Origin of the sequence: Kineococcus gurbantunggutensis, assembly GCF_050871925.1 — a bacterium.
GTDB lineage: Bacteria > Actinomycetota > Actinomycetes > Actinomycetales > Kineococcaceae > Kineococcus.
Map to the genome: position 1 here is coordinate 17,997 of NZ_JBJLSG010000021.1, position 23,817 is coordinate 41,813.

General features: G+C 76.5%; 25 protein-coding genes, 1 tRNA gene and 1 pseudogene. 25 read left to right on the forward strand and 2 right to left on the reverse strand.

Annotation, left to right across the window (positions count from 1 at the left end; genetic code table 11):
• Window positions 1–35 precede the first annotated feature (35 nt).
• From ACRYR7_RS05990 to ACRYR7_RS06080, 19 genes and pseudogenes are all read left to right on the forward strand, one after another.
• Window positions 36–1,343, forward strand: coding sequence for a CpaF family protein (locus ACRYR7_RS05990; RefSeq protein WP_432571197.1), 1,308 nt, complete (start codon window positions 36–38; stop codon window positions 1,341–1,343).
• Window positions 1,340–2,233, forward strand: a complete 894-nt coding sequence (locus ACRYR7_RS05995; protein WP_432571161.1) for a type II secretion system F family protein — start codon at window positions 1,340–1,342, stop codon at window positions 2,231–2,233. The genes ACRYR7_RS05990 and ACRYR7_RS05995 overlap by 4 nt, the downstream gene beginning before the upstream one ends.
• Entirely contained in the window at window positions 2,230–3,183 is a 954-nt protein-coding gene (locus ACRYR7_RS06000) for a type II secretion system F family protein (RefSeq protein ID WP_432571162.1), read from the forward strand. Before ACRYR7_RS05995 ends, ACRYR7_RS06000 begins: the two co-directional genes overlap by 4 nt.
• A 61-nt stretch (window positions 3,184–3,244) precedes the next feature.
• Window positions 3,245–3,511 carry a hypothetical protein gene (locus tag ACRYR7_RS06005; protein WP_432571163.1) on the forward strand — a complete coding sequence of 89 codons (267 nt, stop codon included), beginning with the start codon at window positions 3,245–3,247 and terminating at the stop codon, window positions 3,509–3,511.
• Complete coding sequence (locus ACRYR7_RS06010) at window positions 3,508–3,924, forward strand: TadE family protein (RefSeq protein WP_432571164.1); 417 nt, start codon at window positions 3,508–3,510, stop codon at window positions 3,922–3,924. Before ACRYR7_RS06005 ends, ACRYR7_RS06010 begins: the two co-directional genes overlap by 4 nt.
• The gene (locus tag ACRYR7_RS06015) at window positions 3,921–4,364 is read left to right on the forward strand and encodes a TadE/TadG family type IV pilus assembly protein (RefSeq protein ID WP_432571165.1); all 444 of its coding nucleotides are present in this window, start codon (window positions 3,921–3,923) and stop codon (window positions 4,362–4,364) included. Before ACRYR7_RS06010 ends, ACRYR7_RS06015 begins: the two co-directional genes overlap by 4 nt.
• A complete protein-coding gene (locus ACRYR7_RS06020) occupies window positions 4,361–4,843 on the forward strand; it encodes a pilus assembly protein TadG-related protein (RefSeq protein WP_432571166.1) in 483 nt (160 codons plus the stop codon). Before ACRYR7_RS06015 ends, ACRYR7_RS06020 begins: the two co-directional genes overlap by 4 nt.
• Window positions 4,840–5,442: a hypothetical protein gene (locus tag ACRYR7_RS06025; protein WP_432571167.1), complete on the forward strand. Its 603-nt coding sequence runs from the start codon at window positions 4,840–4,842 to the stop codon at window positions 5,440–5,442. The genes ACRYR7_RS06020 and ACRYR7_RS06025 overlap by 4 nt, the downstream gene beginning before the upstream one ends.
• Window positions 5,442–6,800, forward strand: coding sequence for a hypothetical protein (locus tag ACRYR7_RS06030; RefSeq protein ID WP_432571168.1), 1,359 nt, complete (start codon window positions 5,442–5,444; stop codon window positions 6,798–6,800). Before ACRYR7_RS06025 ends, ACRYR7_RS06030 begins: the two co-directional genes overlap by 1 nt.
• A 74-nt stretch (window positions 6,801–6,874) precedes the next feature.
• The gene (locus tag ACRYR7_RS06035) at window positions 6,875–8,848 is read left to right on the forward strand and encodes a LysM peptidoglycan-binding domain-containing protein (protein ID WP_432571169.1); all 1,974 of its coding nucleotides are present in this window, start codon (window positions 6,875–6,877) and stop codon (window positions 8,846–8,848) included.
• Window positions 8,849–9,038: 190 nt separating this feature from the next.
• Entirely contained in the window at window positions 9,039–9,944 is a 906-nt protein-coding gene (locus ACRYR7_RS06040; RefSeq protein WP_432571170.1) for a segregation and condensation protein A, read from the forward strand.
• Window positions 9,945–9,982: 38 nt separating this feature from the next.
• A pseudogene (gene scpB, locus ACRYR7_RS06045) lies at window positions 9,983–10,549 on the forward strand (SMC-Scp complex subunit ScpB); the annotation flags it as partial.
• A 308-nt stretch (window positions 10,550–10,857) separates the two neighbouring features.
• On the forward strand, window positions 10,858–11,829 hold the full coding sequence (locus ACRYR7_RS06050) for a pseudouridine synthase (protein ID WP_432571171.1): 972 nt from the start codon (window positions 10,858–10,860) through the stop codon (window positions 11,827–11,829).
• A 49-nt stretch (window positions 11,830–11,878) separates the two neighbouring features.
• A complete protein-coding gene (gene aroH, locus ACRYR7_RS06055) occupies window positions 11,879–12,241 on the forward strand; it encodes a chorismate mutase (RefSeq protein WP_432571172.1) in 363 nt (120 codons plus the stop codon).
• Between the two features lie 6 nt (window positions 12,242–12,247).
• The gene (locus tag ACRYR7_RS06060; protein WP_432571173.1) at window positions 12,248–13,363 is read left to right on the forward strand and encodes a prephenate dehydrogenase; all 1,116 of its coding nucleotides are present in this window, start codon (window positions 12,248–12,250) and stop codon (window positions 13,361–13,363) included.
• Window positions 13,364–13,425: 62 nt separating this feature from the next.
• Window positions 13,426–14,232, forward strand: coding sequence for a (d)CMP kinase (gene cmk / locus ACRYR7_RS06065; RefSeq protein ID WP_432571174.1), 807 nt, complete (start codon window positions 13,426–13,428; stop codon window positions 14,230–14,232).
• A complete protein-coding gene (locus ACRYR7_RS06070; RefSeq protein ID WP_432571175.1) occupies window positions 14,229–14,972 on the forward strand; it encodes a lysophospholipid acyltransferase family protein in 744 nt (247 codons plus the stop codon). The genes cmk and ACRYR7_RS06070 overlap by 4 nt, the downstream gene beginning before the upstream one ends.
• Entirely contained in the window at window positions 14,969–16,465 is a 1,497-nt protein-coding gene (gene der, locus ACRYR7_RS06075; protein ID WP_432571176.1) for a ribosome biogenesis GTPase Der, read from the forward strand. The genes ACRYR7_RS06070 and der overlap by 4 nt, the downstream gene beginning before the upstream one ends.
• 47 nt (window positions 16,466–16,512) lie before the next feature.
• A tRNA-Pro gene (locus tag ACRYR7_RS06080) sits at window positions 16,513–16,586 on the forward strand.
• An 829-nt stretch (window positions 16,587–17,415) separates the two neighbouring features.
• On the opposite strand, the gene ACRYR7_RS06085 is transcribed toward ACRYR7_RS06080, so the two are convergent.
• Together ACRYR7_RS06085 and ACRYR7_RS06090 are read right to left on the reverse strand one after the other, a co-directional pair.
• Window positions 17,416–18,549 (reverse strand): site-specific integrase, encoded by a 1,134-nt coding sequence (locus tag ACRYR7_RS06085; protein WP_432571177.1) that lies wholly within the window; start codon window positions 18,547–18,549, stop codon window positions 17,416–17,418.
• On the reverse strand, window positions 18,549–19,202 hold the full coding sequence (locus tag ACRYR7_RS06090; RefSeq protein ID WP_432571178.1) for a hypothetical protein: 654 nt from the start codon (window positions 19,200–19,202) through the stop codon (window positions 18,549–18,551). The genes ACRYR7_RS06085 and ACRYR7_RS06090 overlap by 1 nt, the downstream gene beginning before the upstream one ends.
• Before the next feature lie 103 nt (window positions 19,203–19,305).
• Between ACRYR7_RS06090 and ACRYR7_RS06095 the strand changes: the two genes are divergently transcribed.
• From ACRYR7_RS06095 to ACRYR7_RS06120, 6 genes are all read left to right on the forward strand, one after another.
• The gene (locus ACRYR7_RS06095) at window positions 19,306–19,515 is read left to right on the forward strand and encodes an excisionase family DNA-binding protein (RefSeq protein ID WP_432571179.1); all 210 of its coding nucleotides are present in this window, start codon (window positions 19,306–19,308) and stop codon (window positions 19,513–19,515) included.
• Between the two features lie 64 nt (window positions 19,516–19,579).
• Window positions 19,580–19,981 carry a hypothetical protein gene (locus tag ACRYR7_RS06100; RefSeq protein WP_432571180.1) on the forward strand — a complete coding sequence of 134 codons (402 nt, stop codon included), beginning with the start codon at window positions 19,580–19,582 and terminating at the stop codon, window positions 19,979–19,981.
• Window positions 19,978–20,367 carry a hypothetical protein gene (locus ACRYR7_RS06105; RefSeq protein ID WP_432571181.1) on the forward strand — a complete coding sequence of 130 codons (390 nt, stop codon included), beginning with the start codon at window positions 19,978–19,980 and terminating at the stop codon, window positions 20,365–20,367. The genes ACRYR7_RS06100 and ACRYR7_RS06105 overlap by 4 nt, the downstream gene beginning before the upstream one ends.
• Entirely contained in the window at window positions 20,364–22,286 is a 1,923-nt protein-coding gene (locus tag ACRYR7_RS06110; protein WP_432571182.1) for an ATP-binding protein, read from the forward strand. The genes ACRYR7_RS06105 and ACRYR7_RS06110 overlap by 4 nt, the downstream gene beginning before the upstream one ends.
• A 111-nt stretch (window positions 22,287–22,397) precedes the next feature.
• Window positions 22,398–22,775 carry a hypothetical protein gene (locus tag ACRYR7_RS06115; protein ID WP_432571183.1) on the forward strand — a complete coding sequence of 126 codons (378 nt, stop codon included), beginning with the start codon at window positions 22,398–22,400 and terminating at the stop codon, window positions 22,773–22,775.
• Window positions 22,772–23,626 carry a hypothetical protein gene (locus tag ACRYR7_RS06120; protein WP_432571184.1) on the forward strand — a complete coding sequence of 285 codons (855 nt, stop codon included), beginning with the start codon at window positions 22,772–22,774 and terminating at the stop codon, window positions 23,624–23,626. The genes ACRYR7_RS06115 and ACRYR7_RS06120 overlap by 4 nt, the downstream gene beginning before the upstream one ends.
• Window positions 23,627–23,817: the final 191 nt, after the last annotated feature.

The following is a 23,817-nucleotide window of genomic DNA, read 5'->3' on the forward strand; positions in this document are numbered from 1 at the left end:
TCCCCGCGCCCCGCCGCGGCGCGGGCGCCGCGGGCGTGGACCACGAGCTGGTGCGCCGCCTGCGCAGCCAGGTCGCCGACCGGCTCTCCGCCCAGCGCCGCCGCGACGACGCCGCCGGCCGCGCGCCGATGTCCAGCGCCGACGAGCGCCAGTTCGCGCGCTCGCTGGTGGTGCAGGTGCTGGAGGACCACGCCCGCGCCGAGGTGGGCGCCGGCCGCCCGCCGCTGACGCCGGCGGCGGAGGAGGCGGTGGCCGCGGCGATCGGCGCGGCGCTGTTCGGCGTCGGCCGCCTGCAGCCGCTGCTGGAGGACCCCGACGTCGAGAACGTCGACGTCAACGGGTGCGACCGCGTGTTCGTCAGCTACGCCGACGGCCGCGAGGAGCTGCACGAGCCGGTCGCGGAGTCCGACGAGGACCTCGTGGAGCTGGTGCAGGTGCTGGCGGCGAACGTCGGCCTGACCAGCCGGCCCTTCGACGCGGCGAACCCGCAGCTGGACCTGCGCCTGCCCGACGGCTCCCGGCTGTCCGCCGTCATGGGGGTGTGCCAGCGGCCCGCGCTGAGCATCCGCCGCGCCCGCCTGGCCAGGGCCACGCTGGCGGACCTGGTGGCCGCGGGGTCGATGAGCGAGGACCTGGCGCTCTTCCTGCGCGCCGCCGTGCGCGCCCGCAAGAACATCATGATCGCCGGTTCGACGAACTCCGGGAAGACGACCCTGCTGCGCGCGCTGGCCGCGGAGATCCCGCCGCACGAGCGGCTCATCACGGTCGAGCGTGCCCTGGAGCTGGGGCTGGACCAGGACGTGCAGGCGCACCCGAACGCCGTCGCGTTCGAGGAGCGGCTGCCGAACTCCGAGGGCCTGGGCGGGGTGGGCATGGCCGAGCTGGTGCGGCGCTCGCTGCGCATGAACCCCAGCCGGGTCATCGTCGGCGAGGTCCTCGGCGACGAGATCGTCACGATGCTCAACGCGATGAGCCAGGGCAACGACGGCTCGCTGTCGACGATCCACGCGAACTCCTCCGCGGAGGTCTTCAACCGCATCGCCACGTACGCGCTGCAGGCGCAGGAGCACCTGCCGGTGGAGGCCAGCCACATGCTCATCGCGGGGGCGGTGGACTTCGTCGTCTTCCTCGCCAAGCGCAACGACCACCACGCCGGTGGCGGTCTGCGGCGCGCCGTCGCCAGCGTGCGCGAGGTGACGGGCGTGGACGGCCGGGTGCTGTCCTCGGAGGTGTTCGCCGCCGGCCCGGACGGCGTGGCGCGCGCCCACGCGCCGCTGCAGCGCGCCGCGGACCTGGAGGCGGCCGGCTGGTCGGCGCCCGTGGTGGACCGGTGGTCGGCGTGAACGGCACGACCGGTGCGACCGGCGCGGTGGCCGCCGCGCTGGCGCCGGAGGTCCTCGCGGCGCTGACCGCGGGCACCGCGACCGCCGGCGTCCTGGTGCTCGCGGCCGGTCTCGCCGGCCGCGCGCCGGGGCCCTCGGGCCGCCCGTCCCGGCGGCGCCGGCTGCCGCACCTCAGCCGCCGAGCCCTGCTCAGCGCCGGCGCCGGGGTGCTCGCCCTCGTGCTCACCCGCTGGCTGGTGGCCGGCATCGGCATCGGCCTGCTCGTCGCCTGCTGGGACCGGCTGTTCGGCGCCGGGGCCGAGGCCGGCCGCGGCATCGCCCGCCTGGAGGCGCTGGCGACGTGGACGGAGTCGCTGCGCGACACCATCGCCGGCGCGATCGGGCTGGAGCAGGCGATCCCGGCCACCGCGAGCACGTCCGCGCCGGTGCTGCGCCCCTCGCTGAACCTGCTGGTGGACCGGCTGCGCATCCGCGAGCCCCTGCCCGACGCGCTGGTGCGCTTCGCCGACGACGTCGACGACCCCAGCGCCGACGTGGTGTGCGCGGCGCTGGTGCTCAACGCCCGCCTGCGCGGGCCGGGGCTGCGCGACGTGCTGACGGCGCTGGCGGCCTCCACCCGCGAGGAGCTGGACGTGCGCCGGCGCATCGAGGCCAGCCGGCGCAGCATCCGCCGCAGCGTGCAGATCGTCCTGCTCATCGTGCTGGGCGTCATGGGGCTGCTCGCGGTGTTCAACCGCCCCTACGTGGCGCCGTACTCCTCGGTGCCCGGGCAGCTGGCGCTGCTGGTGGTCGGCGCCGTGCTGGTGGTGGCCCTGCTGTGGCTGCGCCGCCTGGCCCGCGTGGAGACGCACGAGCGGTTCCTCGCCGCGGGCGCGGGGGCGGGCCGGTGAGCGCCGCCCTGCTGTCCGGCGCCGCGCTGGGTGCCGGTGTCCTGCTGGTGCTGGCGGTGGTGCTGCGCCCGCGGCCGTCGCTGGCGGTGCAGGTCGCCCGCCACGACGGCCTGCGCAGGTCCTCGCGCCGCCGCCTGCTCAGCGCGGCCGAGGCCGCGGCCTCCGCCGCGCCGGAGCGCGGGCTGCTCGGCCTGACCCGCCTCACCGGGCACCTGGTCCGCTCGCTGGGGGACAGGCTGGAGGTGCTCAGCACCGAGCGCGGCTGGCGGCTGCGGCGCACCCGCGCCGACCTGGCCGTCCTCGGCCGCGGCACCGGGGAGTTCCTGGCGACGAAGGTGCTCGCCGCGCTGCTCCTGCTGCTGCTGGCGCCGGTGTGCTGGGCGGTCCTGCGGCTGTTCGGCGTGCCGCTGCCCGGCGGGGTGCCGCTGTCGCTGGCCCTGCTCCTGGGCGGCCTGGGTCTGGCCGTGCCCGACCTGGCGCTGCGCTCGGACGCGGCGCGCCGCCGCCGCGACTTCCGCCGCGTCGTGGGGGTGTTCTGCGACCTGGTGGCGATGAACCTCGCCGGTGGCCGCGGCCTGCCCGAGGCGCTGCTGAGCTCCGCCTCGGTCAGCGACTACTGGGCCCTGGTGCGCGTGCGGCAGGCCCTGGCGAACGCCCGGCTGCTGGGGGAGAACCCCTGGGACGCGCTGGGGCGCCTGGGCGAGGAGCTGGCCGTGCCCGAGCTCACCGACCTGGCCGGTGCGCTGGTCCTGGCCGCCGACGACGGCGCGAAGATCCGCGCCTCGCTGGCGGCGCGCGCGGCGACCGTGCGCCGGCGCGACATGGCGGACGTGGAGGGCGAGGCGGGCGAGAAGTCGCAGTCGATGCTCGTCGCCCAGCTGCTGCTGTGCACCGCGTTCATGGTGTTCCTGGCCTTCCCCGCCGTCTCGAACCTGCTCGGCCAGTCCTGAACCCGCCCGGCCGGTCCCGCACCGGCCGCGCACCGATCCCGTGAAGCACAAGGAGAGACCCGTGCCCTCGAACCCGACCGTCCTCGTCCGCGCGCGTTCCGCGCTCGCGTCGCGCGCCCGCCGCGCCGCCGCCCGCGGCCGCGACAGCGGCGCCTCGGCGCTGGAGTGGGCCATCATCGCCGCGGTCGTGGTGGTGGCCGCCTCCGTCATCGGCGGCGTCGTCTTCAACATCGTGCAGTCCAAGGGGAACGACCTGCGGGAGTGCGCGAACGTCGCCGTGGGCTCGGCCTGCGCCGGCGGGAGCGCCTCGGGGGCCGGCACCAGGTGAGCCGGCGCGGGGTCGACCGGCGCGAGGAGGGTTCCGCGGCGCTGGAGATGGCCTTCGTCGCGCCGGTGTTCCTGCTGCTGGTGTTCTTCGCCGTCCAGGTGGGGCTGTGGGCCTACGGGCGCTCGGTCGCCCTGGAGGCCGCGCGCGAGGGCGTCGCCCAGCTGCGCGTGCTGCCCGACCAGCAGTCCGTCGACGCCGGCCAGCCGGCGGTGGAGGAGCACGTGCGCCAGTTCGCCGGGACCCTCGGGCGCGAGTCGCTGCTGCAGCCGCGGGTGCGCACCACGTGGCAGCCGGAGCGGCGCAGGGTCGCCGTGGAGGTCTCCGGCCGGGTCGTCAGCCTCGTGCCCGGCCTGGAGCTGACGACCACCCAGCGCGCCGTCGGCACCCTGGAGCGGTTCCAGGGGGCGCGGTGAACCGGCGCACCCGGCACCCCGGGCGCCCGGGGCGCACCGGGCGTCCCGACTCCGGCAGCGTGGCGCTGGAGCTCACCCTCGTCGCACCGGTCCTGCTGCTGCTGATCGGGCTGCTGCTGGCGTACGCGCGCGTCGCGCAGGTCTCGGCGACGCTGGACGCCGGCGTGCGCGACGCGGCCCGCTCGGCCACCCAGTCCCGCTCGGCGGGCGCGGCGCACGAGCGCGCCGGCGAGGTCGTGCGGACCTCCCTGGGCCCGGGGGACTGCGCCGACTCCCTCACCGTGGACGAGATCGCCCCGCTGGTGCCCGGCACCGCGGTGACCGTCACCGCCCGCTGCACGTACTCCCTGGCCGACCTGGGCCTGCCCGGCCTGCCCGGCAGCCTCACCGTCCACGCGTCCTTCTCCAGCCCCCTCGACCCGAACCGGGAGGTGTCGTGACCAGCCCCTCGCCGCCCGCGCGGCCCCGCCGCGACGACGGCTCCATCGCCCCGGCCGTGCCGGTGCTGGCGCTGGTCCTGCTCCTGCTGGCCGGCCTGGTCGTCGACGCCTCCCGGCAGCTGAACGCCCGCGCCCGCGCGATCGCCTACGCCGAGGAGGCCGCGCGCGCCGGAGCGGCCGCCGTCGAGCTCGACGCGCCGGACCTGCGGCTGCTGCCGGACGAGCGCGTCGCCGAGCGCGTCACCGCCTACTGCCGGGCCGCCGCGGCGGCGGGCGGCCCGGTCGTCGACCCGGGCGGCTGCTTCCGCGGCACCACCGCCGAGGGCGACCCGCAGGGCCGCCGCACCGTCGTGGTGGCCCACGTGGACGTCGTCGTGCCGACGACCCTGCTGGGCATCGTGGGCGTGCGCGAGCTGCGCGCCGGCGGCGACGGGCGCGCCCGCCCCTTCGAGGGCACCGACGAGGAGCACGTGCGGTGAGCGGCTCGCGGACCCGGACCGCGGCGGTGCTGCTGCTGGCCGCCGCAGCGGGCTGCGCGCCGGCCGCCTGCACGAGCGCGACCTCCCCGGTGGCCCCACCGACCCCACCGACCCCGTCGGCCCCGGGCGCGGCGGTGCGGGCCCCCGCGGCGGGGGAGCCGGACGCGGCCGCCGACCTCCGCGGCGGCGACCCCGCCGTGGTGGCGCTGCGCGAGTACCTGCGCCAGCAGGCGCTGGCGATCAACGCCCGGCAGAGCGACCCGGCGGCCCTGCCGGCGTTCACCGCCACCCTCACCCCGGCCGCGCTGGGGTGGGCCGTGCCGCTGCTGGCGGCCAACCTCGGCGACGAGATGCCCGGGCCGTACCCGGTGGGGGTGCTCGGCAGCACCCGGCTGGGCGAGGACCGCGTGGAGCTGCAGCTGTGCCTGCAGGACCGCGGCTGGCAGGTGGACCGGGCCGGCGGGCAGCCGCTGAACCCGGCGCACCACGCGCGCGCCGTCGCGGTCGTGGTGCGCAGCGGCGAGCGCTGGCTCGTCGACGACGTGGCCGGCACCGGCGAGGCGTGCTCGGCCGACCAGGTGCGGGAGGAGAGGTTCTGATGGGTGCGCACGCGGTGCGGCGGGTGCGCGGCGCGGTGACCGCGCTGGCCGCGCTGGCCCTGGCCGTCGGGGCGGTGCCGGTCGCGGCGGCGCCGGCGTCGGCGGCCGAGGCCGGCGCGGCGCGGCTGCTGGCCTCCGCCGCCGACGAGGTGCACGGCACCGCCGGCTCGTGCCTGACCCGGGCCACCTCGCGCGGCACCTACTCGCTGCGCTGCGCGGGCAGCGGGCGCCGCGCGCGCAGCTTCCTGGACCTGCTGCAGGGCGCGCCCGCGCCCACGTGCTGGCTGCAGGACGGCGCCGCGCCCGACCCGCGCGACCTCGCCGACCCGCCGGTCAGCACCGGGGGAACCCTCGACGGGACTCCCGACGGAACCCCCGACGGGACCCCTGTCGAAACCCCCGGGGCAACCCCCGCCGACCCCGCCGGCGGTGCGGCCGCCGCGCCGCGCACCCCGGCGGCCCGGCTGCTCGCCGCGGCCGCCCCGACCGCGGACCCCACCGCGTCCCCGGCGCCGAACCCCACCGCGGCCCCTACCTCGAACCCGACCGCACCGCCGGCCCCGGGTCCCACCGCCGTCCCCACCACCTCCCCGGGCCCGGCGGCGGGTCCGACGGCGTCACCGGTTCCGGCGCCCACGGCCTCGCCCACCACCACCGCGCCTACCACCGCCGCGCCCACCCCCACCGGGCCGCCGCCGCCCCCGCCGCCCGCCCCGCCGCGGGAGTTCCAGCAGATCACCGTCACCCCGCCGCCGGACCCGCGCACCGGGGTGCCCTCGTGGAACCTCCGGTTCTCCCCCTCGACCGTGGTGGTCTCGCCCGACGACCCGCAGCGCTGCCCGTTCTGGAGCGAGCTGACCGCCGGGCAGCAGGCGTACGTGGAGCTGGCCCGCGAGCGCCGCGGCCAGATCCACACCCTCGGCGTGGTCACCTCCCCCTCCACGACCCCCCGCGTCGGGCAGACGATCGCCTTCTCGCGCGGGGAGAGCGCCGACCCGCGGCCGTTGGTCTCGGGCAGCACGCGGGTGCGGGCCGTGATGGAGGAGCTGCGGGTCGACCCCGGCGAGGAGCGTTCCACCACCGTGCGCTGCAGCGGGCGCGGGGACCGGCTGGCGCCGGGCGCCACGGTCCGCAGCGGGCCGACCCTGTGCTCGCACACCTACCGCACCACCTCCGCCGGGCGCTCCCGCGGCCGCGAGAGCGACACCTTCACCGTGGAGGCGCACGAGACGTGGCGCATCGAGGTGAGCCAGGACGCCGGGGCGACGTGGAGCACGCTGCGCGTCGTGGACCTGGAGACCACCACCGGTCTGCGCGTGACCGAGGTGCAGACGCTCGTCGTGCCCCTGGCGCGCTGACCGACCACCACCCCCTCCGGAACCGGCCCGCACCCCGCCGGGAGGGCCGGGGGACCGAGAGAACCCGAGGAGCCATGCCCACCTCCACCCTGCCCGGCCCGCGCCGCACCCCGGCGCGGCTGCCCCGGCGCGCGCCGTCCCCGCACGCGCGACCGCTGGAGCTGCTGCGCGGCGCGGCCGCCGCGCTCGTCCTGCTCGCCGTGCTCGGCGGCGTCCCGCTCGCCCTGGTGCACCTCGTGGGCAACCCGCTGCCCGCGAGCGCGCCCACCCGCTCCTGGCTCGACGCCGAGCTCACCGCGAGCGCCGTGGTGGACGTGCTGGCCGCCGTGCTGTGGCTGGTGTGGGGCCACTTCGCCGTGTGCGTCGCCGTGGAGCTGGCCGCGTGGACGCGCGGCGGCACCGCCGCCCGGCTGCGCCTGGGCGGGGCCAGCCAGGTCCTGGCCCAGCGCCTCGTCGCCGCGGTGCTGCTGCTGGCCGCGGGGGCCGCGTGGGTGCCGCAGAGCCCCGCGGCGCCGTCCGTGGCGGCGGTGGCCGGCACGACGGCCGGGCCCGGGCGGTCCGCGGCGCCGGCCGCGCACGGCACGGAGGCCGGCGCCGCGCGCAGCGCCCCCGCCGCGCAGGCGCCCGGTGCGCAGGGCCCCACCGCGCAGGGTCCCGCGGCGAGCGCCGACGCGGGGTGGCCCGCCGCGGACCCCGCCCCGGCCGCCGGCGGGCTCGTCAGCTACGTCGTGCAGCCCCCGCACGGCCGGCACCACGACTGCCTGTGGGACATCGCCGAGCGGACCCTGGGCGACCCGCTGCGCTACCGGGAGGTCTTCGAGCTGAACCGGGACCGGGTGCAGCCCGACGGCTCCCGGCTCGTCGACGCCGACCTCATCCGCCCCGGGTGGGTGCTGCTGCTGCCGGCCGACGCCGTCGGCGCCGGGCCCGCGGTGCCCCTCCTGCCCGCACCGGCCCCCGCCCCGGTCGCCGCTCCCGCCGTGCCCGCGGCCCACGCCCACGCCGCCTCCTCCGCCGACGCGGCACTGCCGGGCCCCGCCGCGCAGCAGGTCCCCGGCGCCGTCGCCAGGGGTGCCCTCAGCGGGGGGCTGCTGCTCGCCGGGGTGCTGTCGGCGCTGTCGGGCCGCACCCGCGGGCGCGGCGGGGACGAGGTGGTCGAGCACGTCCGCCTCGCCGCCGACGCCCCGCGCGCCCGGTTCCTCGACACGGCCCTACGCGCCCTGGCCGCCGGGCGGGCCGCCGCCGGGCTGCCGCTGCCGGAGGTGGTCGCCGCGCACCTGTCCGCCGACGAGCTCGTGCTGCACCTGGGCACCCGCCCGGAGGGGGCCGCGGCCGTCCCGCCGGCGCCCTGGACGGTGCTGGAGGGCGGCGCCTGGCGCGTGGCCCGCGCCGACCTGCCCGCCGCGCCGCCGGCCGGGGCACCGGCCGGGGCGCCGGGGGGCGAGGGCGCCGCCGCGCCGTACCCGGCGCTCGTCGACGTCGCCGGCAGCGGCGAGCACGAGGTCCTCGTCGACCTCGAGAGCGCCCCGGGCCTGATCGCCGTCGGCGGCCGGGCGGAGGCGGCCCGGGACGTGGTGACCTCGATGGCGGTGGAGCTGGCGACGAACGCGTGGTCCGACGGGGTCGACGTGCACCTCGTGGGCTTCGGCGACCAGCTGTCCGTGCTGGCGCCGGGGAACCTCACCGCGCACGCGGCCCTGGACGCGCTGCTGGAGCTGCTCGAGGCGCGGCACGGGCGCACCGGGCGGGGCGGGGACCTGCTCGCCGGTCGGCTGGCCCGCGAGGCCGGGCGCCCGCGGCCGACGGTCGTGGCGGTCTCCGGCCGCCCCGCCCCCGCGCAGGTGCAGCGGCTGGTGCGCCTGACCGCCGGCGGGCGCACCCCCGTCGCCGTGCTGTGCGTGGGGGACGTGCCCGAGGCGTCCTGGCGCTTCTCGGTCGACGACGCCGGGACCCTGGACCTCGGCGTCCTGGGCCTGCGCGGCACCGCGCGCCGGCTGCCCCCGGAGGAGTACGCCCCCTGGCTGGCCGCGCTGCGCGCGGCGGTGTGAGCGCGCCTGCGCGACCGCCCGGACGGGCGTGTGGACGACGCGACCCGGCACCTCCCCGACGCCACGACGTTCGTGCTCGTGGACCACGAGGGCGGTGCGGCGTTCGGGGACTGCGTGGACCTGCCGCCGCCGGGGTGCCGGCGGGCGCGGGGGAGCGGGGGCGGACCGGGGGGTCGGTACCGTGGCCCCCGTGGTGCCCCCCTCCAGACCGCCCCTGCCCGAGGGCACCCGCGGCGACGCACCCGCCGGCGCGCGCGGCGGGTTCGAGGTCCGGCTGGAGAACTTCTCCGGCCCCTTCGACCTGCTGCTCGGCCTGATCACCAAGCACCAGCTCGACGTCACCGAGGTGGCGCTGGCGCGGGTGACCGACGACTTCATCGCGCACCTGCGGGCCGTCTCGGCCGGCGAGGGGGACTGGGACCTCGACGAGGCCAGCGAGTTCCTCGTCGTCGCGGCCACGCTGCTGGACCTGAAGGCCGCGCGCCTGCTGCCGGCCGCGGACGTGGAGGACCCCGAGGACCTGGCCCTGCTGGAGGCGCGGGACCTGCTGTTCGCCCGGCTGCTGCAGTACCGCGCCTACAAGCGGGTCGCCGCCGTCCTCGGCGAGGCCTTCGCGCGGGCCTCGCGGCGGGTGCCGCGCGCGGTGGCGGTGGAGCCGCACTTCGAGAGGCTGCTGCCCGAGCTGGTGCTCACCGTCAGCCCCGAGCAGCTCGCCGCGGTCGCCGCGCGGGCGCTGACGCCCAAGCCGGAGCCGGTGGTGGGGCTGGAGCACCTGCACGCCAGCGCCGTCAGCGTGCGCGAGCAGGCCGCGCTGCTGGTGGAGCGCCTGCGCCGCAGCGGCAGCCTGACGTTCGCGCAGATCGCGCAGGACGCCGGGGAGGGCGAGCTGGGCACCCTGGTGGTGGTCGCCCGGTTCCTGGCCGTGCTGGAGCTGTTCCGCGAGCGGCGGGTGCGCCTGGAGCAGCCGGAGGCGCTGGGCACCCTGACGGTGCGCTGGGACGCGCCCGCCGCCGACGGCGCCGCGGGCGCCGCCGCCGTGCTGGCGGGGGTCGACGAGTTCGAGGGCGCGGACGCCGCGCCGGGGGGAGAGCGGTGAGCGGGGACGTGCGGGACGGCGGGCCGGTGCAGGACCCGGTGGGCGGGCCGGTGGACGACCCGGTGGGCGGGCCGGTGGAGGACCCGGGCCGGCGGGTGCGCGCCGCGGTCGAGGCGGTGCTCATGGTCGCCGACGAGCCCGTGGCCGCCGCCGCCCTGGCGCGCGCCACCGGCGAGTCGGTGGACGAGGTGGACCTGCTGCTGCGCGAGCTGGCGGGGGAGTACGACGAGGCCGGGCGCGGCTTCGAGCTTCGCGAGAGCGGCGGCGGCTGGCGGGTGTACTCGCGCGCCGAGCACGCCGACGTCGTGGAGGCGTTCCTGCTGGACGGGCAGACCGCCAAGCTCACCCAGGCCGCGCTGGAGACCCTCGCGATCGTCGCCTACCGCCAGCCGGTCAGCCGCGCGCGCGTCTCGGCGGTGCGCGGGGTGTCCGTGGACGGCGTGATGCGCACCCTGCTGACCCGCGGCCTGGTCACCGAGGCGGGCGTGGAGGCCACCAGCGGCGCCACCCTGTACCGCACCACGGGCGAGTTCCTGCAGCGCATGGGGCTGGAGAGCCTGGACGACCTGCCGCCGCTGGCCCCGTTCCTGCCCGAGGACGTCGACCCCGAGGACCTCGAGCCGCGCGAGGTGCTCGCCCCCGAGCCCGGCGCGGCCCTGGCGGGCGCGGTCGCCGACGCCGTGGCCGCACCCGCCGACCCCGGTGTCGACGCCGGTGTCGACGCTGGTGCCGACGCTGGTGCCGACGCGCGCGGCGACGCCCTGGGCGAACCCGCCGCCGCGGCGGTCGGCGTCGGGCCCGCGGTGGGGGATGATGGTTCTTTGCGCGCGAGCGCCGCGGACGACGCGGCGCCGGAGGCCACGGCGCAGCCGCAGGCCCCCGCGACGCCCGACGACCAGCAGGAGGAACCACGATGAGCCCCACCGCGCCCCGAGGGGGCGGCAGCCGCCGCCAGGGCGGTCCCGGCGGCCGGCCCGGCCGCGGCGCAGGGCCCGGCGGGGGCGGCAAGCCGTTCGGCAAGCGCAGCGGCGACCAGCCCGGCAAGCGCTCCGCCGGCCGCGGCGCCGCGCGCCGCATGACCGACGACATCAAGCCCGCGCCCGCCCCGCCGCGGCGTGGGCCGGGCCCGCAGACCCGCCGCGGCGCCGACGTGCACGACCCCGAGGGCGTGCGCCTGCAGAAGTTCCTCGCCCAGGCGGGTGCGGGCTCGCGCCGCGCCTGCGAGGAGATGATCACCGCCGGGCGCGTCACCGTCGACGGCGAGGTCGTCACCGAGCTGGGCGTGCGCGTGGACCCGACCCGCCAGGTGGTCCACGTCGACGGCCTGCGCTTCTCGGTGGACGACGAGATGGTCTACATCATGGTCAACAAGCCCAAGGGCGTCGTCTCGACCATGTTCGACGAGCAGGACCGGCTGAACCTGGCGGACATGGTGGGGCCGCGCGAGGAGCGCCTCTTCCACGTCGGGCGCCTGGACCTGGACACCGAGGGCCTGATCCTGCTGACCAACGACGGCGCGCTCGCGCACCGCCTGCAGCACCCCTCCTTCGGCGTGCAGAAGACGTACCTGGCCGAGGTGCGCGGGCCCGTCAAGCGCGAGCTGGGCCGCAACCTGCGCTCCGGGGTGGAGCTGGAGGACGGGCCGGTGACCGTGGACTCCTTCAAGATGGTGGACTCCAAGCCCGGCTACGCGCTGGTGGAGGTCGTGCTGCACGAGGGCCGCAAGCACGTCGTGCGGCGCCTGCTGGACGCCGAGGGCTACCCGGTCCTGAAGCTCGTGCGCACCCAGATGGGCCCGCTGGTGCTCGGCGACCTCAAGCCGGGCAAGAACCGCCGCCTGACCCGCGGCGAGGTCCAGCAGCTCATGGCGGCCGTGGGGCTGTGATCGGCGGCCCGCCCGCGCCGGCCCCGCCGGCACCAGTACGGTGAGCGCCGTGTCGGTGCGGGCGGTGCGGGGTGCGGTGCAGGTGGACGTCGACGAGCGCGAGGTCGTGCTCGCCGCGACGCGCGAGCTGGTCGCGGAGGTGGTCCGGGTCAACGACCTGGTGCTCGACGACTTCATCAGCGTCCTGTTCACCTGCACCTCGGACCTGACCAGCGAGTTCCCCGCCGTCGCCGCCCGCGAGCTCGGCATGGGCGACGTGCCGCTGATGTGCGCGCGCGAGCTGGAGGTCGCCGGGTCGATGCCGCGCGTGATCCGCCTGATGGCCCACGTGGAGACGCCGCTGGCGCGCTCGCAGGTGCGCCACGTCTACCTGCGCGGCGCGCAGGCCCTGCGCCGCGACATCGCCCAGTAGGCCGCGGTGACCCTGGACGCGGCGGCCCCGGCGCGCACCGCCGGCACGGTGCGCGTCGTCGGCACCGGCCTGCTGGGCGCCTCGGCGGGCCTGGCGCTGTCCCTGCGCGGGGTGGACGTCGTGCTCAGCGACGTCTCGCCCACCGCGGTGGCGCTGGCCCGCGACCTGGGCGCCGGCCGGCTGCCCGCCGACGGCGACGACCCGCGCCTGGTGCTGGTGGCCGCCCCGCCGGACGTGGTCGCCGACGTGGTGGCCGCCGAGCTGGCCGCGCACCCCTCCGCGGTGGTCACCGACGTGGCCAGCGTCAAGGGCGGGCCGCTGGCCGCGCTGCGCGCCGCCGGCGCCGACCTGTCCCGCTACGTCGGCGGGCACCCCATGGCCGGGCGCGAGCGCGGCGGGGCCGTCTCGGCGCGCGCGGACCTGTTCGCCGGGCGCCCGTGGGTGGTGGCCGCCACCGAGGCCGCCGACCGGGCGGCGGTCGCCCTGGTGCACGACCTGGCGCTGGACTGCGGCGGGGTGCCGGTGCCGATGCCGGCCGCCGAGCACGACGAGGCGGTGGCGCTGGTCTCGCACGCCCCGCAGGTCGCCGCCAGCCTGGTCGCCGCGCGCCTGCGCGAGGCCCCCGAGCCGGCCGTGGCCCTGGCGGGGCAGGGGCTGCGCGACGTCACCCGCATCGCCGGCAGCGACCCGGTGCTCTGGGCGCAGATCCTCGCCGCCAACGCCGGGCCGGTCGCCGACGTGCTCGAGGCGCTGCGCGACGACCTCGACGGCGTGGTCGCCGCGCTGCGCGCGCTGCAGGCCGACCCCGGCGCGCCCGGCGCGCGCGGGCGGCTGGCGGAGGCGGTCGCCGCCGGCGGCGCGGGCCGCGACCGCATCCCCGGCAAGCACGGCGGCGCGCCGGCGCTGTACGCCACCGTGGTGGTCGTGGTGCCGGACCGCCCCGGGGAGCTGGCCCGGCTGCTGGCCGACGTGGGGGCGGCGGGGGTGAACCTGGAGGACCTGCGCCTGGAGCACTCGCCCGGGCAGGCGGTGGCGCTGGCCTCGGTGGACGTGCTGCCGGCGGCGGCGGCGCCGCTGGCGGAGGCGCTGCGCGGGCGCGGCTGGACGGTCCCGGCCTCCTGAGGGCGCACCGCGCCGGGGCGCACCGTTCGGTGCGGGTGCGGCGGGTCGACTAACCTCGTCCGGTGCCCACCACCCCGCGCGGTCCCGTCGCGCCCGCCGACAGCCCTGCCGACAGCCCCGCCCCCGCTGCCGACGCCGCCCCGCTGCCGTCGGGGCTCGTGGTGGCCGTGGACGGGCCCTCCGGCTCCGGCAAGTCCAGCGTCAGCCGCGCCGCGGCGCGCGCGCTGGGCGTGGCCTTCCTGGACACCGGCGCCATGTACCGCGCCGTGACGTGGTCGGCGCTGCGCGCCGGGGTGGACCTGGGCGACCGCGAGGCGGTGGCCGCGCACGTGCGCGCGGTGGCGCTGTCGGTGGGCACCGACCCGCAGCGCCCGACGATCGCGGTGGTCGGCGCCGACGGCGCCGAGACCGACCTGACCGAGGAGGTGCGCGGGCCGGAGGTGACCGGCGCCGTCAGCGCGGTCGCGGCCGTGCCCGCGGTGCGCTCGGACCTGGTGCTGCGCCAGCGCGCGCTCATCGAGTCCGCCTGCGCCGCCCCCGCGCCCGGTGCGCGCCCCGGCGTGGTCGCCGAGGGCCGCGACATCACCACCGTCGTGGCGCCCGACGCCGACGTGCGGGTGCTGCTGACCGCCGACGAGCGGGTGCGCCTGGCCCGGCGCGCGCAGCAGGACCTCGGCGCCGCCGACGAGGCCGCCGTGGAGGCGGTGCGCCGCTCGGTCTCCGAGCGCGACCGCGTCGACGCGCGCACCACCGCCTTCACCGCGGCCGCCGACGGGGTGGTGACGCTGGACTCCACGCACCTGGACCTCGAGGGCACCGTCGCCGCCCTGCTGGACGTGGTGCGCACCGCCGCCGGGGGGCGCGCGTGAGCGGCGCGCCCGCGCAGGTCGCGGTGCCGCGCGCGGGCAGGCCGCAGCTGTGGACCAAGGGGATCGGGCGCTTCCTGGCCCACGTGGTCTGGAACGCGAAGGTCCACGGCGCCGAGAACGTGCCCCGCACCGGCCCGGTGCTGCTGGCCTCCAACCACGCCTCGCTCACCGACGGGCCGCTGCTGTACGCGGTCGCCCCGCGCGACGTCGCCTTCCTGGTGAAGAAGGAGATGTTCGGCGGGATCGTGGGCCGCGCGCTGCTGCGCGCCGGGCAGATCCCCATCGACCGCAGCCACGGCGACCGCGACGCGCTGCAGACGGTGCTGCGGGTGCTCTCCGAGGGCGGCGCGGCCGGCGTCTTCCCCGAGGGCACCCGCGGGCGCGGCGACGCCGCCTCGGTGCGCTCGGGGATCGCGTGGATCGCCCTGCAGTCCGGCGCCCCGGTGGTGCCGGTGGCGTGCCTGGGCGCGCACCGGCCCGGCGAGCGCAACCGCACCGCCCCGCCCCCGCGCCGCACGCTGCACTACTGCTTCGGCGAGCCGTTCACCGTGGTGAAGGAACCCGGCGTGCCCGGCCGGGCCGCGCTGGCCGCGGCCGTCGACCAGGTCCGCGACAAGCTCTCGGCGCACGTGCTGGAGAGCATGCGCCGCACCGGCACCCCACTGCCCGACGACCTGGACGCCGACGAGCTGGGGCTCGGGGACATGGCGTCCGACGACGTACCCGGAGGCCCGCGGTGAGCACCACCGACACCCCTGACGAGCACGAGAACCACGAGCAGCACGACGAGCAGCACGAGGCGGGCGTGGAGAACGCGCTGCGCGCGGGCCTGGAGGACTACGACCTCTCGCCCGAGGACGTGGCGCTGCTGGAGTCCGACGGCCCCGGCGGGCCGGAGGACGGCCCGGCCGGCCCGCTGCCGGTGCTGGCCGTGGTGGGCCGGCCCAACGTGGGCAAGTCCACGCTGGTCAACCGCATCATCGGCCGCCGCGAGGCGGTCGTGGAGGACGTGCCCGGCGTCACGCGCGACCGGGTCTCCTACCCGGCGAACTGGGCCGGGCGCGACTTCACCCTCGTGGACACCGGCGGCTGGGAGCGCAAGGTCGAGGGCCTGAACCTCGCCGTGGCCGAGCAGGCCGAGATCGCCATCGACCTGGCGGACGCGGTGGTGTTCGTCGTGGACGCCACCGTGGGGGCCACCTCCTCCGACGAGCAGGTCGTGCGGCTGCTGCGCCGCTCCGGCAAGCCCGTGGTCCTGGTGGCCAACAAGGTCGACGGCCCGCGCCAGGAGGCCGACGCCACCGAGCTGTGGGGCCTGGGCCTGGGCGAGCCGCACCCGGTCTCCGCCCTGCACGGGCGCGGCACCGGCGACGCGCTGGACGCCGCGGTGCGGCTGCTGCCGGAGGTCTCCGCCGTCGGCGGCGGGCTGCTGCCCACCGGCGGCCCGCGGCGCGTGGCGCTGCTGGGGCGGCCCAACGTCGGCAAGTCCAGCATGCTCAACCGCCTCGCCGGCTCCGAGCGGGTCGTGGTGCACCCCACGGCGGGCACCACCCGCGACCCGGTCGACGAGCTCATCGAGCTGGGCGGGCGCACCTGGCGCTTCGTGGACACCGCCGGCATCCGCCGCCGCGTGCACCTGACGCGCGGGGCGGACTTCTACGCCTCCCTGCGCACCCAGGCGGCGCTGGAGAAGGCCGAGGTGGCCGTCGTGCTGCTGGACGCCAGCGAGCCCATCACCGAGCAGGACATCCGCATCGTGTCCACGGTGGTGGAGTCCGGCCGCGCGCTGGTCATCGCCTACAACAAGTGGGACCGCACCGACGAGGAGCGCCGCCACTACCTCGAGCGCGAGATCGAGAAGGAGCTCGTGCAGATCCCGTGGGCGCCGCGGGTAAACGTCTCCGCGCTGACCGGCCGGCACGTCGACAGGCTCGTGCCCGCCCTGGACACCGCCCTGGAGTCCTGGGACACCCGCGTGCCCACCGGGCGCCTGAACAGCTTCCTGGGCCAGGTCGTGGCCGCGCAGCCGCACCCGGTGCGCGGCGGCAAGCAGCCGCGCATCCTCTTCGGCACGCAGGCCTCCACGCGCCCGCCGCGCTTCGTGGTCTTCGCCAGCGGCTTCCTGGAGGCCGGCTACCGCCGCTTCCTGGAGCGCCGGCTGCGCGAGGAGTTCGGCTTCACCGGCACGCCGATCGAGCTGAGCGTGCGGGTGCGGGAGAAGCGCAAGAGGTGATGTAAGGTTGTCACCGGTTCGCCCCCCGGGAACGGGGTTCGGGCCATCGGGCTGTGGCGCAGCTTGGTAGCGCACTTGACTGGGGGTCAAGGGGTCGCAGGTTCAAATCCTGTCAGCCCGACAGGTAAGGCCGCAGGTCAGCGGCATCAAGGGGCCGGCTCCATTAGGAGCCGGCCTCTTCTCTGTACCTCCATCTGTACCTCCATGCCGTCTCGGCTGCCGTAGAGCTTCTACGCGGCAGCGGTGCAGCCCGATGGCGTGATGCTCCCGGTGGCTGACGACTCAGTCGGAGGAGACCACAAGGAGGCTGAGGCAGAGCTCTGCTGCGAGCTAGCGGTCTCGAACAAGTGATCGATCGCCGAGTCCTTGCGCTGACGGGTGAGGTCTCAGCTGCATAGACCAGGAAGAGAGCTGCCGCTGTTCAGTACGTCTGACTGACAGCGTCGAGGACGCGTGCTTGAGTGCAGTCATGGTTGATCCTCTGGTGGTCCCGGGCGGGACCCTGGCGGCGAAGCGGCTGTTCCGCGTGCTCTTCCCTGCCAGGAAGCGAGCAGAGGTGAGGGCCCTAGCGGAGAACGTGCACGCATTCCGCGTCTGGCTGCGAGCTGAGGACCGATCAGACGCCCAGGTGTGGGCGGAGCTGGGAGCGCATCTGCCGCGTTGGGACGAGACGCGCCTGCTTACTCCAGTCGTCATGGACCACCTGCGTCATCGCTTTGAGGATTTGGAGCACGAGGGTGGTCGAGAGGCACGTGCCGCCCTCGATGCCGAGCTCTCACGGTGCTACGAGGAGCTCTTGACCTCTGACGCCATCACGCGATTCGTCAGATCGTGGAGGAACACCACCTCAACCCGTCGCGCCGAGAAGACTCGGCGGTTGGCGAAGCGTCAGCCTCAGCGCGCTATCCAGTCACCTCAGGCACGCTCGGATGCTGCTGCGTCGCCATGACCTACCAGCTCAGCGCGGCTGCCAGGTGGTCGGCAGCCTCGCGCTGCTGCTGCGGCATCACGTGCGAGTAGGTGTCCATGGTGATGGAGATGCCCGAGTGCCCCAGCGTCTCCATGACCACCCGCGGGTGCACGCCCTGCGCCAGCAGCAGCGAGGCGCAGGTGTGCCGCAGGGTGTGCAGCCCCACCATCGGCAGGCCGGCGCGCGTGACCGCGGCCTGGAAGGCGCGCAGCGCGTTGCGCGGGTCGAGCGGGGTCCCCAGTCGTGAGGGGAAGACGAGGTCGTTGTCCTCCCACTCGCTGGCCACGAGCAGCCGCTCCTCGAGCTGGCGCTGCCGGTGCCGGCGCAGCTCGTCGACGAGCTGGCGGGGGAGGGGAACCGTGCGCCGCGAGCGCGCTGACTTCGGCTCGGTGAAGACCAGCCCGTCCTTGGTGCGCGACAGGGTGCGCCCCACGCGCAGCAGCCCTTCGTCGAGGTCGACGTCGGCCCAGCGCAGCGCCAGCCCTTCGCCGCGGCGCAGGCCACAGCCCATCGCCACGGCGAAGAAGGCGAACAGCCGGTCACCGCGCGCGGCGTCGAGCAGCTGCTGCGCCTGCAGCGGCGTGAGCACCTTGGCCTCCCGGTGCCCCACCCGGGGTCGGCTTACCGCGCTCGCGACGTTGCGGCGCACCAGCCCGTCGCGCACCGCCGCGTCCAGCGCCCGCCGCAGCGTGGTGTAGATGAGCCGGATGGTGGCATCCGACAGCCCTTCACGGCGCTTGGCCAGGACCAGGGCCTCAACGTCCGCCGGCGTGAGCTTGCCCAGTGCGATGTGACCGAGCGTCGGCTCGAGGTGACGCCGGCACAGCGTGGCGTAGTTCTCCCGAGTCGTCGGCTTGAGCTCCGCGGCCTCGAGGGTGGTGGCGCGCCACTTGACCAGGAACGCCGACAGGGGAGCGGAGGAGTCGACGACGGGCCCGCCGTCCTCCACGCGCCGCTGCGCCTCCCGCAGCTTCTCCAGCGCCTCCTTGCGCGTCTTGCCGTAGAACGTGCGCCGGCGCGCGCGGCCGCCCTCCTCGACGACCAGGCGTGCCACCCAGCGCCCGTCGGAGTCCCGCCTGAACACCGAGCCCTCGCCGGCTCCCCGACGCGCCATCAGCTCAGCTCCTCGCGCAGCTCTACCGTCATCGCCCGGGTGATGTGCCCTCGCCGGGCCTGCACCGTGCGGGCCGGCACGTCGGAGACGTCACCCAGACGCCGGTCGCGCTCCTGCTGAGGCTCCCGGCCCCACAGGCGCCGGGACGTCTTGAGCACCTGACCCGTGCTGATGCCCAGTGCCCGTGCCAGCTTGATGACCATCGGGTCCTCTGTCGCCGTCCAGTCCAGGCGAGGGGCGCCACCCCTGAGGCCCCAGGCCAGCTGGTCACCGCCCCTGATGGCGCTCAGCAGAACGGCGAGTTCCACGCGCACACCGGGTGACATCTCCACGGTGACCTCTCTGGTGGCGGCAGGGGGGTCACAACCCTCGAACGCGTAGCCCTCCTCGTCGTCGTCCAGGTCGAGGAGTCCGGCCACGCCGCCCTTGTCGTGGTGGTGCACGAAGACGGACGTCAGGCCGGCCAGCTCGAGCAGGTTGCAGTCGCGCTTGCCGGCTTCGACGGCGGCGACGACGGGCTGCGTCCAGTCGAATCCCTGCTCTGCCATCCGCTGGGCCACGTCTACCTGGCGCCAGCCTCGGCGCGTGCGCCGGGTGCGCACGCGCTCTGACAGGAGCGCTTCCCAGTTGCTCGTGACCTCTCGCCCGTCCACGCCCTCAGAGTAGCTCAAGACATGGACGGAGTCGCACTTGACGGAACGCTCATGGACGTGCTTCTCTCAAGACATGGCTCCAGTCGACCTTGAGGAGGTAGCAATGGTGACCACTGGCCGGCCGGGCCTGTACGACCCGCTCGGAGCTGCGAAGTACCTCGGCATCTCACGCACGGGCCTGTTCGAGTTGCTGAAGGCGGGGGAGTTGCCCTCGGTGAAGATCGGCCGCCTGCGCCGCATCCCCGCCAGCGCGCTCGACGACTACATCACCCGCCTGCAGGCCGCCGGCGAGCCCGCGGCGCAAGTGAGTTGACCGAGGAACCGGAACCCCCAATGCCGCCCCCACGGCACAGAGGGACTCGAGAAGTGGAAACCCGATGAGCGACACAACGCAAGCGGCGGGCTCCGCCCCCACGGAACCCGCCGCCACCCGTGCCCGCAGCACGACCCACAACAACCACCCTCAGCGTAACCCCGCCCGTCGCTCCCGCGCACGGGTCAACACCGACCCATGGTTCAAGGACTGCACCGAGCGCGGCATCGAGCACCTCGCCCGCCAGGGCTACGAGTTCAGCGTCGACAGCCTGCGTGAGCTCGGCATCCCCGAGCCCGACGTCGCCCAGCGATGGGGAGCCGCGTTCGCCGCGGCCGCCGCGCGCGGCGTCATCGAGGTCTGCGGCGCCGGCATCATGTGGCGCCCCACCGGCGCCTCCGTCGCAACGCGCATGTGGCGCGGCACCGAGAAGTTCCGCACCGACCGCGGGCGTGATGCCGCGTGAACGCCCAGCCGTTGCGCCGCAATGGGTGGGACCACGAGGACGACCAGGTACGGCAGTCTTACTGGAACGGATTCGCCGACCGCGCCGACGAGGAAGAGCGCTGCCGGCAGGCACGAGAACAGCAACTGCTCGACACCTGTGGCGCGCCGCCGGCCGACGTCCTCGCCGAGGAGCGCGGCCAGCTGCAGCGCGCCCTGGCCATCCGGGACTTCTGGGAGATGACCGGCCTGACCGATCGGCGTCCACCGGCACCCCAGGTCGACCCGGCGCTCCGAGCGGCCCACATCACCCGCTGCCTCGCCTCGTGGGGTCTCGCGCCGCAGGCGAGCGACCACGGCCGCCGACTGAGCGACTGGAACACGACCTGGTGGGAGGAGGCCGCGTGAACTACGCACCGGACGCCCCCATCCCCCGCACCGTCGACGACCACCCGGGCACTGCGACCGAACGTCAGCAGGGCACCCCCAAGGCGCCCTCGGTCGCGACCGTCCTGGCGGAGATGGCGCAGGAACGCTACGAGTTCGCGTGCACCGACAGCGGCGAGCCGTTCGCCATCCCCACCACCGGCCCGCGCATCCCGCGCATGCTGCGCGGCGGGCGCGACTCCCTGCGCTCCGAGCTCGCCGCGGCGTACTTCGCCGCCACCGGCAAGGCGTCGCCGCAGCAGGCGCTCGCCGACGCCGTCCTGGTGTGTGAGGGCATCGCCATGGCCGCCGAGAAGCGCACCGTCGAGCTGCGCGTCGCAGCAGCCGCCGGGGCGCACTGGCTCGACCTCGGGGATGAGACGGGCCGGGTGGTGCGCATCCACCGGCGCGGCTGGGACGTCCTCGAGGAGGGGCCCGTGCTGTTCCGCCGCACCGCGCTCACCGGCGCCCTGCCCACCCCCGAGCGTGGCGGCACCCTCGACGAGCTGTGGCAGCTGCTCAACGTCGCCGCCGCCGACCGCCCCGTCGTCGCCGCCTGGCTCGTGGCCGCCCTGATGCCCGGCTTCCCGCACCCGCTCGCCGCCGTCCTCGGCGAGCAGGGCACCGGCAAGTCCACCGCGAGCAAGATGCTCGTCAGCATCATCGACCCCTCCCCGGTACCGCTGCGGAAGGCACCCAAGGACGTCGAGGCGTGGACCACCGCTGCCGCCGGCTCATGGATCGTCGCCGTGGACAACCTCTCCGGGGTGGCTGACTGGTACTCCGACGCGCTGTGCCGGGCCTCCACCGGAGACGGCGACGTGCGGAGGCAGCTGTACACGGACGGCGGCCTGCACGTCGTCGCCTTCCGTCGCTGCGTCCTGCTCAACGGCATCGACCTGGGTGCGGTGCGCGACGACCTCGCCGACCGCCTCGTCACCCTGCAGCTCGAGCGCATCCCGCCCGAGCACCGCCGCTACGATGCCGAGCTCGCCGCCGAGTGGGCACGTGCGCACCCGCGGGTCCTCGCCGCCGTCCTCGACCTCACCGCCCGCGTCCTCGACGTCGTCGACGACGTGCACCTGCCCGACCCGCCGCGCATGGCCGACTTCGCCCGCGTCCTCGCCGCCGTCGACGAGGTCCTCGGCACCGACGGCCTCTCCCGCTACCGGGCGCTCGCCGGCGACCTGGCCGTCGACGCCGTCGCCTCCGACCCCGTCCTCGCCGCGCTCGTCGACAGCATCACGACTCCGTGGACCGGGACGTCCTCGGAGCTCCTGCACGCCATCACCCCCACTACCGACGGATGGCGCCCGGACCGGGCCTGGCCCAAGAACGCCCGTGCGCTCTCCGGTCTGCTGCGCCGGCGCGCGCCTTCCCTGCGCAAGGTCGGGTGGGTCGTCGACGAGCTCGGCCGGGGTGGCCACGACAAGGCGCTGCGCTTCTACCTCGCGCCGCCGTCCGGCGACGCGGGCAACGCGGGCAACGACTCCGGTCGTCTCTCTGCGGGCAACAGCGCGGGCAACGCTGCGGGCAACAGCCTCGACGCCCGCGGCTTGCCCGCGCTTGCCCGCGCTGTTGCCCGCACGGACGCACCCCCTCTGACCTGCGACGACGCCCCAGATGCGGGCATTGCGGGCAACGCGGGCAACAGCGCGGTCGATCTCCTCTGTTCTTACAACGAAGAAGGAAAGAAGTACGCCGCCCATGGAGATGCGCCGGAAACGTCGCCCGCAACGCCCGCGTTGCCCGCATGGGCCGCGGACGGCATCGCCGACGTCACCCCTGCAGCCCTGCCGGACGTCGACCCCGAGCGGCACCCCGACGACCGCTGGTGGGCACAGGAGCCAGAGCCCGACGAGTGGGAGGGCCACGACTGGCGCGACGAGGCCGCCTCGTGAGCACCTGCACCACGACCGCCACGCACAGCACGTCTCCGGCCCGTCGCAGGGCCGCCCCGCGCGGGACCCAGCGGGCCTGGGCCCACTACCTGTACACCCTGAGGAGCGCTCGTGAACCCCAACGGTGACCCGCACCCCAACGGCTCGCTGCTCGGGGAGCACATCGCGTTGAGCAACGGTTACCGACTCGGCTGGGCCGTCGGTCCAGACGGGCGCACCTGGCCCTGGCTCGTCGCTCCGACCCCTACCGCTACCGACCCCAGCTCCCGCCGCTGCTGGGACGCGAGCACCGCCCACGAGAACACCGGCCCCCTGCCTGCCGCCATCGCAGCACTGCTCGCCACCACCGAGCACGCCCGCTGCGGCGCCCACCGACGCGACGGCGGCACCTGCCGCGCCTACGTCACCCGTGCCGGCGACCGCTGCCGGCACCACCCCGACCACCCGGCCACCACCACGAACACCTCGACCCCCAGGAGCACCCCATGAGCACCAGCACCCCCACCACCGCTCAGGACGTCGCCGCCCTCGCCGACTCCTACGAGGCCGCGCTGCGCCGGCACCTCGCCGTCGAGCGCACCACCCCGATCCTCGGCGTCGGCGGCATCGCCGCCATGGCCGTGCGCGAGGACCCCGCCCTCGATCAGGCCCTCCAGGAGCTCCTGAACGCCCTGCGCACGGGGCCCGACACCGCCGCCGTCGACGAGTTCGAGCAGGCCGCCACCGCATGGCTGACGGCACTGCACCACGAGCTGCAGTCGCCGCACCTCACCGCCACCGAGCGCGCCGCCTACCGCGACAACGCCCTCGGGCGCCTGCACGAGGTCCTCGCGCCCCTGGACCGCGCCCGCTCCACTTTCGCCGACGGCCCCGCCCTGAGCGCCGCGCAGCACGCCGGCAGCCACGCCCAGCACCAGCTGCGCCAGGCCCAGGCCGAGGTGCAGCAAGCCGTGGCCGCCGGCGCCGTCGACGCCCTGCCCGCCCTGCGCCGACGCGCCGAGATCGACGCCGCCGATGCCCTCGCCGAAGCCACCGAGCACTACCTCCAGCTCACCCTGGCCCGCGCCGAAGCCCGCGCCGTGCCCGGTCGCCAGCGCCTGCAGCAGGCCAGCGCCGACGTCGACGAGCTCGACGAGCACATCGCCGGCCTCGAGCGGCAGCTCGCCGCGGCCCGCGCCGACCGCGAGCACGCCGAAGCCCGCCGCGTCCTGACCGCCCGCGCCGCCGAGCTGAGCGAGCACCTCGTGCAGCGCGCCGCCGGGCACCTGCGCCACACGCAGGAGCAGCTCGAGCAGCAGCGCACCGAGCGCGTGCGCGCCTACGCGGGTCTACCGGCATGAGCACCCGCCCGCGGCGGCGAGGACCCGGCGCTACCACCGCTGCTGGGTTGGGGTGGGCGCACCAGCAGCGGCGGGCCGCGCTGCTGCGGGCGCACGTCGACGGCACCCCGTGCCCGTGCACGGATTGCGGGCCGGGGTGCCCCTGCCGGGCAGCAGGACGACCGGCCGGCCGCGGTCTGCCCATGTACCGA

Bases quoted from the DNA above. Each gene is read 5' to 3' on its own strand.
- ACRYR7_RS06030 (WP_432571168.1), top strand. From the start codon at position 5,442: ATGGGTGCGCACGCGGTGCGGCGGGTGCGCGGCGCGGTGACCGCGCTG.
- ACRYR7_RS06035 (WP_432571169.1), top strand. From the start codon at position 6,875: ATGCCCACCTCCACCCTGCCCGGCCCGCGCCGCACCCCGGCGCGGCTG.
- ACRYR7_RS06050 (WP_432571171.1), top strand. From the start codon at position 10,858: ATGAGCCCCACCGCGCCCCGAGGGGGCGGCAGCCGCCGCCAGGGCGGT.
- ACRYR7_RS06085 (WP_432571177.1), bottom strand. From the start codon at position 18,549: ATGGCGCGTCGGGGAGCCGGCGAGGGCTCGGTGTTCAGGCGGGACTCC.
- ACRYR7_RS06095 (WP_432571179.1), top strand. From the start codon at position 19,306: ATGGTGACCACTGGCCGGCCGGGCCTGTACGACCCGCTCGGAGCTGCG.
- ACRYR7_RS06100 (WP_432571180.1), top strand. From the start codon at position 19,580: ATGAGCGACACAACGCAAGCGGCGGGCTCCGCCCCCACGGAACCCGCC.
- ACRYR7_RS06120 (WP_432571184.1), top strand. From the start codon at position 22,772: ATGAGCACCAGCACCCCCACCACCGCTCAGGACGTCGCCGCCCTCGCC.